This window comes from Mesorhizobium sp. LjNodule214 (genome assembly GCF_964252735.1).
In the GTDB taxonomy this organism is placed as follows: domain Bacteria; phylum Pseudomonadota; class Alphaproteobacteria; order Rhizobiales; family Rhizobiaceae; genus Mesorhizobium.
Genome location: NZ_CAXUPE020000001.1, coordinates 402951 through 415989, shown reverse-complemented (window position 1 = coordinate 415989; position 13039 = coordinate 402951). Strand labels below are relative to the sequence as shown.

General features: G+C 64.6%; 9 protein-coding genes. 5 read left to right on the top strand and 4 right to left on the bottom strand.

The window, feature by feature from the left end; genetic code table 11:
* The first annotated feature begins 69 nt into the window (after positions 1-69).
* A complete protein-coding gene (locus tag ACSQ3Z_RS01985) occupies positions 70-975 on the top strand; it encodes a LysR family transcriptional regulator (protein WP_436169717.1) in 906 nt (301 codons plus the stop codon).
* Positions 976-1078: 103 nt separating this feature from the next.
* Here the strand turns inward: ACSQ3Z_RS01985 and ACSQ3Z_RS01980 are convergent, their stop codons facing one another.
* Complete coding sequence (locus ACSQ3Z_RS01980; protein ID WP_436169716.1) at positions 1079-2128, bottom strand: aldo/keto reductase; 1050 nt, start codon at positions 2126-2128, stop codon at positions 1079-1081.
* Positions 2129-2233: 105 nt separating this feature from the next.
* Positions 2234-2896, bottom strand: coding sequence for a YggS family pyridoxal phosphate-dependent enzyme (locus tag ACSQ3Z_RS01975; RefSeq protein ID WP_436169715.1), 663 nt, complete (start codon positions 2894-2896; stop codon positions 2234-2236).
* Positions 2897-3044: 148 nt separating this feature from the next.
* Between ACSQ3Z_RS01975 and leuS the strand changes: the two genes are divergently transcribed.
* Positions 3045-5669: a leucine--tRNA ligase gene (leuS, locus tag ACSQ3Z_RS01970; protein ID WP_436169714.1), complete on the top strand. Its 2625-nt coding sequence runs from the start codon at positions 3045-3047 to the stop codon at positions 5667-5669.
* Positions 5656-6231 (top strand): LPS assembly lipoprotein LptE, encoded by a 576-nt coding sequence (lptE, locus tag ACSQ3Z_RS01965; RefSeq protein WP_436169713.1) that lies wholly within the window; start codon positions 5656-5658, stop codon positions 6229-6231. The genes leuS and lptE overlap by 14 nt, the downstream gene beginning before the upstream one ends.
* A 115-nt stretch (positions 6232-6346) precedes the next feature.
* On the opposite strand, the gene fsa is transcribed toward lptE, so the two are convergent.
* Positions 6347-7003 carry a fructose-6-phosphate aldolase gene (gene fsa / locus ACSQ3Z_RS01960; protein ID WP_436169712.1) on the bottom strand — a complete coding sequence of 219 codons (657 nt, stop codon included), beginning with the start codon at positions 7001-7003 and terminating at the stop codon, positions 6347-6349.
* Positions 7004-7094: 91 nt separating this feature from the next.
* Here fsa and ACSQ3Z_RS01955 point away from each other — a divergent pair, with 91 nt between their 5' ends.
* Complete coding sequence (locus tag ACSQ3Z_RS01955; RefSeq protein WP_436169711.1) at positions 7095-9278, top strand: primosomal protein N'; 2184 nt, start codon at positions 7095-7097, stop codon at positions 9276-9278.
* Positions 9279-9309: 31 nt separating this feature from the next.
* Positions 9310-10005: an aspartate/glutamate racemase family protein gene (locus ACSQ3Z_RS01950; RefSeq protein ID WP_436169710.1), complete on the top strand. Its 696-nt coding sequence runs from the start codon at positions 9310-9312 to the stop codon at positions 10003-10005.
* Here the strand turns inward: ACSQ3Z_RS01950 and ACSQ3Z_RS01945 are convergent, their stop codons facing one another.
* Positions 10006-12981 (bottom strand): hypothetical protein, encoded by a 2976-nt coding sequence (locus tag ACSQ3Z_RS01945; protein WP_436169709.1) that lies wholly within the window; start codon positions 12979-12981, stop codon positions 10006-10008.
* Between the last annotated feature and the right edge of the window lie 58 nt (positions 12982-13039).

The following is a 13039-nucleotide window of genomic DNA, read 5'->3' as shown; positions in this document are numbered from 1 at the left end:
AAGATCGTGTCGCAACCAACTGTGAACCAGCCTTGCTCCGGGCACACTTTCTGTGAAATAGATTCACGAATGGCGAGACCAGATATTAACCGGTCCGGCGAGATCGAAGTGTTTGTCCGCGTCGTCGAGGCGGGCAGCTTTTCGGCGGCAGCGAGGGCACTGCGCATGACGCCATCGGCGGTGAGCAAGCTGATCGCGCGGCTGGAGGCCCGGCTTGGCGCGCGCCTCGTCAGCCGCTCGACGCGACGGCTGCAGCTCACGCCGGAGGGCATCGCTTTCCATGACAGCGGCGTGCGCATCCTCGCCGACATGGCGGCGGCCGAGCGCGAGGCGGCGGCAGGGGCAGCACCGCACGGCCTGCTGCGGGTCAACAGCTATGTGCCCTTCGGCCAGCACCGGCTGATCCCGCTGCTGCCGCGCTTTCTCGAACGCTATCCCGAGATCTCGGTCGACCTCGTTTTGACGGACCATGTCATCGACCTGATGGAGGAGCGCGCCGATGTCGCCATCCGCGCCGGGCCGCTCGGCGAATCCCGGCTGGTGGCGCGCAAGCTCGGGCAAAGCCGGACAGCTGTGGTCGCCGCACCGTCCTATCTCGAACGGCATGGCACGCCGCGGACATCAGCCGATCTCGACCGCCACAACCGGATGGGCTTCCGCTTCGCGCGCCATATCGACGGCTGGGCCTTTGTCGACAAGGCCGGCCGCCCCACCGTGGTCCCGACCACCGGAAACGCGCTGGTCAGCGACGGCGAAGCGATGCGGCTGATGGCGCTTTCAGGCGCGGGCATCGCCCGGCTGGCGCGCTGGCATATTGAACCCGACATAGCCGCCGGTCGTCTGGTGCCGCTGCTGGAGGATTTCAATCCCGGCGACGAGGAGCTCACACACGCCGTCTATGTCGGCCAGGGCAAGCATCTGCCGGCGAGGGTACGCGCCTTTCTCGATTTTCTGGTCGAGACCGTGCGGCTCTGAAAGACGTACTTTGTTTTTACGCAATTCCGGACGGAAAACCGTTGCACACTTTTCCTGGAATTGCTCTAGCGGCTCCCGAACCCTTAGGCCGGCGATAGTAGGACTATGTCTTCGGCACGAAAGGCGCGGGGCGCCGACCGGCCGCCTGCCGCTCCAGCATCCAGCCGGGATATTCGGCCGGCAGGGCGCAGACCTCGTCCAGCTTGGCGAGATCGTCGGCGTCGAGCTTCAGCTCTGTCGCAGCAAGGTTCTGCTCTAGCTGCTCCATGCGGCTGGCGCCGATGATGACGCTCATCACGAAGGGCTTTGCCAGCACATAGCCGAGCGCCACCGTCGCGACGCTGACATCATGCTTCTTGGCGATGTCGCGCATGACGGCGACGGCCGCCCAGGCACGGTCCTCATTGACCGGCGGGAAATTGAAGGAGGCGCGGCGGCCCTCGCCATTGCCGGGCGCGCCCGGACCGTATTTGCCGGAGAGCAGGCCGCCCGCCATCGGCGACCAGACCATGAGGCCGAGCTTTTCCTCGTTGAGCAGCGGAACGATTTCGCGCTCGAGGTCGCGGCCGGCGATCGAGTAATAGGATTGCACCGTCTCGAAGCGAGCAAAGCCCTTGCGCTCGGCGATGCCCAGCGCCTTGGCGATACGCCAGGCCTGCCAGTTGGAGACGCCGACGTACCGGACCTTGCCGCTGGCCACCAGATCGTCGAGCGCCCGCAGCGTCTCGTCGATCGGCGTCACCGCGTCGGTACCGTGCAGCTGGTAGAGATCGATATGGTCCAGCTGCAGCCGTTCGAGGCTGGCGTCGACCGAATCCATGATATGGCCGCGCGAGGAGCCGCGCTGGTTCGGACCGCTGCCCATGGCGCCGTGAACCTTGGTGGCGACGATCACGTCCGACCTGTCGACACCGAGATTTTTCAGAGACTGGCCGAGCAGTTTTTCGGACTCACCGAACGAATAGACGTCGGCCGTGTCGAAGAAATTGACGCCGGCGGCAATCGACCGGCCAACGATGTCGTCGACGCCCTTCTGGTTCAGGCTGGCGATCAGGCCCCATTGGGCGTTTTCGCCGGCGGCGCCGAAGGTCATGGTGCCGAGGCAAAGTTCGGAGACGAACATCCCCGTGTTTCCGAGTTGGTTATAGCGCATGGTGCGGCTCCGGGAGAGTGCAAGAAGACACTAGCCAAATAGGAACGACACGTTTCGTTTCAAGCGTTGGAGCAATTGCACTGTTGGGATTGGCCTAAACTTCCGTCATCGGCTGCCGAAGATTGCCGAGCCGACCCTGACGCCGGTCGCTCCGAAGGCGATGGCCGTCTCGTAATCGCCGGACATGCCCATAGACAGACTTGCGACGCCGGCCTCGCGGCCGAGCTTTTCCAGCAGCGCGAAATGCGGGCCAGGGTTCTCATCGGCCGGCGGGATGCACATCAGACCTTCGATGGCGAGGCCGTGGATGTCGCGACAGCGGGCGACGAACGCGACGGCCTCGCGCGGCTCGATGCCGGCCTTCTGCGGCTCGGAACCGGTGTTGACCTGCACGTAGAGTTTTGGCGAGCGGCCCTGGCGTGCGATCTCCTTCGCAAGTTCGGCCGCGATCTTCTCGCGATCGATCGTCTCGATGATGTCGAACAGGGCGACTGCTTCCTTCGCCTTGTTCGACTGCAGCGGGCCGATGAGGTGCAGTTCGATATCCGGGAATGCTTCCTTCAGAGCTGGCCATTTGGCTTGCGCTTCCTGCACCCGGTTCTCGCCGAAGGCGCGCTGGCCGGCCTCGATCACCGGGCGGATATCGGCGGCTCCGAAGGTTTTCGACACCGCCACCAGCGTTACGGCATCGGCAGCACGTCCTGCCTCCCGCGCGGCGGCGGCGATCCTCGCCTTGACCGTGAAAAGCTGTTCGACGGCGTTCGCCATGCCTATATCCTGCCTGTCTCTATCGATCTTGGCCGGATCGCCGCAGTTGACGGGTCCGGCAATCCATGATGAACACCGCGACGACATTTTCGCTGGCCGCCGGCCATTGTCCGGTGGCTCGTGCCTGCTTTTAAGTGAAAAACATCCGATGGCAACCGAACGATACAATCCGCGCGCGTCAGAGCCCAAATGGCAGAAGGCCTGGGACGCCAAGAAGCTGTTCGAAGCTCAAAACGACGACCCGCGCCCGAAATACTACGTGCTGGAGATGTTCCCCTATCCGTCGGGGAAGATCCATATCGGCCACACCCGCAATTACACGATGGGCGACGTGGTGGCGCGCTACAAGCGGGCCAAGGGGTTCAGCGTGTTGCACCCGATGGGCTGGGACGCCTTCGGCATGCCGGCTGAAAATGCGGCGATGCAGAACAAGGTCCATCCCAAGGACTGGACCTATGAGAACATCGCCACCATGCGCGAGCAGCTCAAGGTCATGGGCCTGTCGCTCGACTGGGCGCGCGAATTCGCCACTTGCGACGTCGACTACTACCACCGCCAGCAAATGCTGTTCCTCGACTTCGTCGAGAAGGGGCTGGTGACGCGCAAATCCTCCAAGGTCAACTGGGACCCGGAGGACATGACCGTGCTCGCCAACGAGCAGGTGATCGACGGCCGCGGCTGGCGCTCGGGCGCATTGGTCGAGCAGCGCGAGCTGACGCAGTGGTTCTTCAAGATCACCGACTATGCGCAGGACCTCTTGGATTCGCTCGAAGGCCTCGACGAGTGGCCGGAGAAGGTCAAGCTGATGCAGCACAACTGGATCGGACGCTCGGAAGGCCTGCTGATCCGCTGGCCGCTGGCGGCACCCGTTGGTGGCGAGCATGAGCTCGAAGTTTATACGACCAGGCCCGACACCATTTTCGGGGCGTCCTTCATGGCTGTCGCCGCCGATCATCCGCTGGCCAAGAAGGCCGCGGAAGACAATCCGGCCTTGGCCAAGTTCATCGAGGAGGTCCGTCACATGGGCACCTCGGTGGCGGCTTTGGAGACCGCCGAGAAGAAGGGTTTCGACACCGGCATCCGTGTCGTCCACCCGTTCGACGACAGCTGGACGCTGCCGGTCTATGTCGCCAATTTCGTGCTGATGGAATACGGCACAGGCGCCATCTTCGGCTGCCCGTCCGGCGACCAGCGCGACCTCGACTTCGCCAACAAATACGGCCTGCCGGTGGTGCCCGTGGTGATGCCGGAAGGTGCCGATGCAAAGACGTTCCAGATCATCGACGAAGCCTATGTCGATGACGGCGTGATGATCAATTCGCGCTTCCTCGACGGCATTAAGCCAGAGAAGGCGTTCGACGAGGTCGCGAAGCTGCTCGAGCAGAAAACCATAGGCAACCGGCCGATGGCCGAGCGCAAGGTGAATTTCCGCCTGCGCGACTGGGGTATTTCGCGCCAACGCTATTGGGGCTGCCCGATCCCGATGATCCATTGCGAGGATTGCGGCGTGGTGCCGGTGCCGAAGGCTGACCTGCCGGTCAGGCTGCCCGACGACATCGAGTTCGACCGGCCGGGCAACCCGCTCGACCGCCACCCGACCTGGCGGCATGTCGACTGCCCGCAATGCGGCAAGGCGGCACGGCGCGAGACCGACACGATGGACACGTTCGTCGATTCGTCGTGGTATTTCGCCCGCTTCACCGCGCCCTGGGCCAACGATCCGACCGATCCCCGGGCGGCCAATGAATGGCTGGCGGTCGACCAGTATATTGGCGGCATCGAGCATGCGATCCTGCATCTGCTCTATTCGCGCTTCTTCACCCGTGCCATGCGCGAGACCGGCCATCTCGACCTGGCCGAGCCGTTCAAGGGCCTGTTCACGCAAGGCATGGTGGTGCACGAAACCTACCGCGTCGGCAGCGCGTCCAACGGCCGCTGGCTGTCGCCCGGCGAGGTCAGGCTGGAAGACGTCGACGGCAAGCGCCGCGCCATCGAGATCGCCACCGGCGATGAGGCCGTGATCGGCCCGCTGGAGAAGATGTCGAAGTCGAAGAAGAACACGGTGAGCCCGGAAGAGATCACCGACGGCTACGGCGCCGACACCGCGCGCTGGTTCATGCTGTCGGATTCGCCGCCCGAGCGCGACGTCGAATGGACCGACGATGGTGCGGCCGGCGCGCACCGCTTCGTCCAGCGCGTCTGGCGCCTGGTGTCGACGGCTGCCGAATCGCTTGCCGGCATCCACCCTGCAGCGGCGCAAGACGGTGAGGCCGGCGCGGTTTCCAAGACCGCGCACAAGATCCTGAAGGCGGTCGGCGAGGACATCGAGAAGCTCGCCTTCAACCGCGCCATTGCCCGCGTCTACGAGCTGGCCAATGCCTTGACCGCGCCGCTCAACGAAGTGACCGAAGGCAAGGCCGATCCAGCGCTGAAAGGCGCCTGCCGGCAGGCGGTGGAGATCCTGGTGCACCTGGTCGCGCCGGTCATGCCGCATCTGGCCGAGGAGTGCTGGGAGACGCTCGGCGGCACCGATATGGTCGCCGAACGGCCGTGGCCGGTCTACGATCCGGCGCTGGTCGTCGACAATGAGATCGTGCTGCCGGTGCAGGTCAACGGCAAGAAGCGCGGGGATTTGACAATTGCCCGCGACGCGGACCAAGGTGCCGTCGAAAAAGCGGTGCTGGCCCTCGACTTCGTGCAGAAAGCGCTGGAGGGTAAGGCGCCCCGCAAGGTGATCATCGTGCCGCAGAGGATCGTCAATGTCGTTGCCTGAGCTTGGAAAGACGACGCGTTTTCTGCGCCGTGCCGCACTGTGCGGCCTGGTCGCCTCGGCCGCGCTGGTTTCGGCCTGCACGGTGCGTCCGCTCTATTCGAATGCGCCGCTCACCGCCGGCTCGACTGTCGGCGCCGCCGCCGAACTGGCGTCGATCTCGATCAAGCCGGTCAACACCCGCTACGCCCAGCAGGTGCGCAACAATCTGATCTTCGGGCTCGGCCAGGGCGCGGGCGAGCCGGCCTCGCCGGTCTACACGCTCGATCTCGGCGTCAGCGAACTGGTCGAATCGGCTGCCGTTGTGCAGATCCAGACCGACGAGGACGAACCGACGGCCGGCACGGTGACGCTCACCGCGAACTATGTGCTGACCGACGCCAAGACCGGTACGGTCATCGCCAGGGGCAAGCGCTCAGTGCCGTCATCGTTCGACAAGCCAACCCAGGAATATGCTTCCTACCGGGCGCAGCTCGACGCCGAGAACCGCGCCGCGCGCGAACTGGCGGAACTGCTGCGCCTGTCGGTCGCCCAGGATCTGGTCAAGCACGGCAAGAAGGCCTGAGAGACCGTTTGGAAACTCCACTGCGGCGGCCATCTCTGAGCGTTTCCCACTTGGCTGTTCGCAACAAAAAGGCCGGTTGCCCGGCCTTTTTTCGTTTGATGCGTGAACCCTGATCTCAGCCGATCTTCTGGCCGGTCTTGGCCCAGTCGGCGAGGAACTGCTCGAGGCCCTTGTCGGTCAGCGGGTGCTTGACCAGCGCCTTCAGCGTCGCCGGCGGTGCGGTGATGACGTCGGCGCCGATCAGCGCGGCCTGCTTGACGTGGTTCACGGTGCGCACCGACGCGGTCAGGATCTCGGTCTGGAAGTCGTAATTGTCGTAGATCTGCCGGATCTCCTGGATCAGTTCCATGCCGTCCGAACCGGTGTCGTCGATGCGGCCGACGAACGGCGAGATGAAGGAGGCGCCGGCCTTGGCCGCCAGCAGCGCCTGGTTGGCCGAGAAGCACAGCGTCACGTTGACCATCCGGTTCATCTGGGTGCGGATCGTTTTGCAGGCCTTCAGCCCGTCCAGCGTCAGCGGCACCTTGATGCAGACATTGGGCGCGATCTTGGCCAGCACCTCGGCCTCCGCCATCATGTCCTTGAATTCGGTTGCCACCACTTCGGCCGAAACCGGACCGTCGACGATGTCGCAGATCTGCTTGGTGACCTCGGAAATCTTGCCGCCGGACTTCAGGATCAGCGAGGGATTGGTGGTGACGCCGTCGAGCAAGCCAAGATCGTTCAGCTCACGGATTTCCTTGACATCGGCGGTGTCGACAAAAAATTTCATGACGGGGTCTCCTGAAGATTTTCATGTGCATGGCATGCACATTCGGGGTCGGCCTTTGCTCTAGACCAAAGTCGGGGCAAGGTCACGCCTCATGGAAGAAGATTCGCCCTTTGTCGCAGCCGCGCCCGTGCTGGTGCCGATGCCCGCCGAGCGGCCCTACACCTACGCCGTGCCGGCCGGCATGCGGGTGGTGCTGGGCTCGATCGTGCGCGTGCCGCTCGGTCCGCGCCAGGTTGCCGGCATTGTCTGGGACGGCGTCGTCGAAAAGGTCGACGCGAAGAAACTGCGGCCGATCGAGCAGGTCTTCGACTGCCCGCCGATCGACCGCGCCATGCGCCGCCTCATTGACTGGATCGCCCAGTACACGCTGTCGCCGCCCGGCATGGTGGCGCGCATGCTGCTGCGGGCACCGGAAGCCTTCGACCCGGAACCCTGGATCGAAGGGCTGCAGCGCACCATGCTCCGGCCCGACCGGATGACGGAGGCGAGGACACGGGTGCTTGAGACGGCCGAAGGCGGGCTTGCCTGGACGCGCTCGGGGCTGGCGCATGCGGCCGGTGTGTCCTCAACGGTCATCGACGGCCTGCGGGCGCAAGGCGTTTTCGAGACCGTGATGATCCCGCCGCGGCCGGTGGTCGCAGCGCCCGATCCCGCCTATGCCCAGCCCGCCCTGATGCCCGACCAGGAGGATGCCGCCGTGATGCTGCGCGCCGGCGTCGCGGCCGACGCGTTCGGCGTCACCTTGCTCGACGGAGTGACCGGCTCCGGCAAGACCGAAGTCTATTTCGAGGCCGTGGCGGCCGCGCTCGACAAGGGCAGGCAGGTGCTGATCCTGTTGCCGGAAATCGCGCTGACGCATGCCTTCCTGGAACGCTTCCAGGATCGTTTCGGCGCCAAGCCGGCGGAATGGCATTCCGACCTGCCGCCGAGGATGCGCGAAAGGGTCTGGCGGCAGGTGGCGGAAGGCGGCGTGCGGGTCGTCGCCGGCGCGCGCTCGGCGCTGTTCCTGCCGTTCCGCGATCTCGGGCTGATCGTCGTCGACGAGGAGCACGACCCCGCCTACAAGCAGGAGGACCGCGTCTTCTACAATGCCCGCGACATGGCGGTGGTGCGCGGCCATATTGGCGGCTTTCCGGTGGTGCTCGCCTCGGCGACGCCGTCGGTCGAAAGCCGGGTCAATGCGAGCCAGGGCCGCTACAGCAGGGCGGTGCTTTCGGGGCGCTTCGCCGAGGCGTCGCTTCCCGACCTGAAGACCATCGACATGCGGCGCGCGCCGCCGGCACGTGGCGGCTTTCTGTCGCCGCTGATGCTCGACCACATGAAGCGGACACTGGAGCGACAGGAGCAGTCGCTGCTCTTCCTCAATCGGCGCGGCTATGCGCCGCTGACGCTGTGCCGTGTGTGCGGCCATCGCTTCGGCTGCCCGGTCTGTTCGGCCTGGCTGGTCGAGCACCGCTTTCGCGGCCAGCTCGTCTGCCATCATTGCGGGCACAACGAGAAGCGGCCGGAGGCATGCCCGGAATGCGGCACGCTCGACCATCTCGTCGCCTGCGGGCCGGGTGTCGAACGCATCGCCGAAGAAGTCGTCACGCATTTCCCGGACGCCCGTACCATCGTCCTGTCGTCCGACCTTATGGGCGGGGTGCGGCGGCTCAGGCTCGAGCTGGAGGCCATCGCCAATGGCGAGGCTGACATCGTCATCGGCACGCAGCTGGTCGCCAAGGGCCACAACTTCCCCAATATGACGCTGGTCGGGGTGGTCGATGCCGATCTCGGTCTCGCCAATGGCGATCCGCGCGCCGCCGAGCGCACCTTCCAGCTGCTCAGCCAGGTGACGGGACGGGCCGGCCGCACCGGCAAGAAGAGCCTCGGCCTGCTGCAGACCTTCCAGCCCGAGCATCCGGTGATGCGGGCGATCGTCTCCGGCGATGCCGAGGCTTTTTACGAGCGCGAGATCGCCGAGCGCGAGCGGGCGGCACTGCCGCCCTTCGGCCGGCTCGCCGGCGTCATCGTCAGCGCCGCGACGCGGGCGGAAGCGGAGGGCCATGCGCGGGGCCTGCGCCGCGCAGCGCCTCAGGCCAGCGACCTGTTCGTGCTCGGCCCGGCCGAGGCGCCGCTGTCACTGCTCGGCGGCCGCCACCGCTTCCGGTTGCTGATCCAGGGCGAGCGGCGCGCCGACATGCAAGGTTTTATCCGCACCATGCTGGCCGAAGGGCCGAAGCTGCGCGGCTCGGTCCGGGTGCAGGTCGATATCGATCCGCAGAGCTTTCTGTGAGATTGATCGTGCAAATCGGAGTGCGGAGCAGATGAAAACCCTTGGCCTGCTCGGCGGCATGAGCTGGGAATCGACCGCGATCTACTACCGACTGCTGAATGAGATCGTGCGCGAGCGGCTGGGCGGGCTGCATTCGGCAAAGCTCTTGTTGTGGTCGTTCGACTTCGCCGAAATCGCAGAACGGCAGCATGAAGGCGATTGGCAGGGCGCCGGGGTGCTTTTGGTGGAGGCCGCGCGCAGCCTGGAGGCGGGCGGTGCAGAAGGCCTGCTGGTCTGCACCAACACCATGCACAAGCTGGCGGATGAGGTGCAGGCGGCGGTATCCATCCCGCTGATCCATATCGCCGATGCCACGGCAGTCGCCGTCAAGGATGCCGGTGTGAAGCGCCCGGCGTTGCTCGCGACTCGCTTCACCATGGAGCAGGATTTCTACAAGGGCCGGCTTGCCGACAGATATGGCCTTCAACCGGTGGTGCCGGATCAGGCCGGGCGCGACATGGTGCATCGCGTGATCTACGACGAGCTCTGCCAGGGCATCGTCAGCGGGCCATCGAAGGCGGCCTATATCGATGAAGTCGCCCGCTTGCGGCGCGAAGAAAAGATCGACGGCGTCATCATGGGCTGCACCGAGATCACCATGCTGATCGGCCAGCCGGATTTCGACGTTCCGGTGTTCGACACCACGCGCATCCATGCTGAGGCGGCGGTCGAATTCATGCTGCAGTAATCAAGGCTGGGCGGCCACGGCGACATTTCCCGTGCCGACCACCTTCAGCTTCCATCCCTTTGCTTCGGTGCCGGCCAGATTGAGATGTCCGGTCAGGAAGTACAGGCGATCGGTGTCAGGGCCCTTGGCGGTGCAGAACCGATCCTGCAGATAGGAGGGCGGCGTCGCCTGGTAGTAGAGGTCCGCCTCGACGCTGGCAGCGTGTGTGCCCTTCGGCAAATCGGCAAGCGGTATCGAATAGCTCAGTGTGTCGCTGCCGCCCGCTACATAGTCGGGATCGTCTTCGACAGCGGTCGTGCCGACATCGATGGCGAGATCCTCATCCGCGCCCAGCGCCTTGGCGATTTCGAGCCGGCCTTCGAGCGGCAAGAAGCCAGCCGGCAGAATCCGGTTGTCCTTCACCTCGGTGCAGATCGACAGGAAGCTGGTCGTCAGCTCACCTTCCGGCTTGGCCTCCGCGTTGCAGATCGGGTTCGGCGAATTGGCGGGCGGCGCGGAAACCAGTTCCTGATAAATCTGAACCTGGTCCTGTCGCGTGATCTTCTGATAGTGCGGCTGATGCGGCCGCTCGCCAGGGTGGATGCGGCCGGAACAATCGTCCTTCCACCAGAGCTCGCCATCGAGCGACTTGCCATCCGCGTCGGTGATCACGCCAGCGGCGTTGGTCCGGCCGGAGACCCAGAGCGGCTCGCCGTTCTGGTCGAGCACGCTGAAGGTGAGGAACGCGCGCCGGAAACCCACTCCGGAGGGAAACTTGTGACCGGCCAGGTTCTTCACCGTCACCTTGGCGTCAAGCGCTTCCGCGGTCATGGCAATATCGCTGACGGCGACGGTGGCGGTTGTCTGCGACGCCTGGTCCAGCATCGCCTGCTCGGTGAGGACGAGAGGATCGAGAGCCTTCTTGCCCATCATCGGATCGCGCGTCCTGATGCCGAAGACATCGGGAAACTGCTGCGCCATCTTGACCAGGAAGACGTTGAGGCCGACCAGCGTGTGGCGAGCAAACCCTTCGCGGACCGAAAGATCCGGTGCGTCGCTGGACTCGGTCTGCGGAAAATTCAGATTTTCCTGGATGCTGGCGATCTTGCTCATCGTCGGCGTTCCGTCCGGCTCCCTTGATGGCATGTGACAGCCCTGGCAGCTCTGCGGCGTGGCGCCGGCGCCCAGTGGAAGCGGGCCGTCCGGCGTGCTGCCGGTTCGATATGCGCTGAACGCCCACTCCGGATAGGTCGTCTGCTCGTAGATATGGGCCAGCGTGTTCTCGCCCTGCAGAACCGGCAGGTGAACCGTGTGGCACGTCCCGCAAACCTCGGAACTCGTGATCGTGGCATCATGAACCGGCTTGATGCCGAGGGCGGTCTGCATGGGCCGGACTTCCGGCTTTTCGAACGGGCCGATGAGAGCGTCGGGCGAACCCACCATGAAGCTGCCGGTGAAGGTCTTGGCAAAACCGCTCGCATGCGGATTGAGCAGCGCCTGCCGCTCGTTCACGCAGGCGTTCTGCGGCGCATCGGCGAGCGGCTCGCTGGCCTTGGTGTTGAGCACCATGCGGTGACAGGACGTGCAGGTGATGCCGTCGCGGGCAAGCATGCCGTAATTGGCGTGCGCCGCGCTCGGATTGTCGGCCGGCCACGGCGTCGCATCGACCATGTCGCGCGAGAACAGTTCGCATTTGCCCGAGCGCGCCTTCTCGTCGATGTGAAACTGCCGCTCTCCGGCTATGCCGTGGCAGCCGAGGCAAACGTCCTGGACGACGCCAGACATTTTGGGGTGGAAGCTTTGCGTCTCACTCGCCAGCTGCGCGAAAAATATCGGATCGCGGCCTCCCAGCCCCATCGGCGAGGTTCGCCAAGTTGCCAGCGGAGACAGATTGATCAAGCCATCGCCATGCGGGTTCGGCTTGGTCATGTCGAACTGGAGTCCGGTGCTGCCGGCGTCATGACAGCCGAGGCACTGGCTCGACGTCAGGAAGGTATCGGACGCATCGGGACCTTTGGCCCCGACCCAGGTGTTGTCGTAAGTCTCGGAAGGCATTCGCGACACGTTCTCATAGGTCGGCATCTCGCGGACATACGCCTTCAGCGCCGCGATCACGTCGGCGTTCGGGCTATAGAGCGGTTCGCCAAGACGCGGCCTGGTATTGACCGGCAGAACGACGGCCTGGTGCAAGGTCGGCGTCGGCGGTCCCTTGAAGAAATCCTGCGCCAGGTAGTTCAGTGGCTTGCCGGGCTCACCCTCGACGTTCTTGGGGGATGCGAAGGTCAGATTGTCGGCCGCCGAAGCATGGCAGTTCATGCAGTATTGGCCGAAGCCCATATTCGGCATGCTGTTGTTGTCGGCCGGCAGAGCCGGCCAATCCGGCGTCCAGCCGCTCTGGCTGCCAAAGCCGTACCAGCCCAAGAACCAGCCGTCGTGAGAGGCGCCGGCATCGCGAATCATGATCGCGGCGCCACTGATCGGGAACAGTTTGCGAGGATCGACTGTCCGGCAATCCGACGCCGGCTCCGAAAACATCTCTTTCACCATGATGGCGCCGTCGGGAACCGGCGGCGGGTGATCGACCTCGCCATTGGCCGAGCGATTTTTGCGAAGCCAGTCCATCATCTCCGGCGAATACCAGATCATCACGGGCGCATGGGTTCCGTGGTCGACGCCCTGCCAGGTGCCGTTGACCAGGGTCGCGATCCGCGGTCCGGCCTGGCGAACATATTTGTCGTGCACCCATCCTGCAGCTTCGTTGCGATAACAATAACTGCCCAGATACTGATTGAGCTTGTTCTCGTAATCCCCCAAGGACAGTGCCGATGGCTTCCGGATCGTGGGCTCAAGCTGCTGACAGGCCAAAGGATTGGCGGGAACCATGGCCGTCGGCCGTTCGGCGATACAGTCCGCGCGCGCGCCTTGCGCGATCCCAACGAGGGTTGCCGCAACAACCCAGATCCTGGCCAGATGCAACGTTCGACAAAGACCTGGCATGATCTTCTCCGAATTCTGAGATCCTGCCGGCCGCAATTCATCTGTGCAGACTTCACAT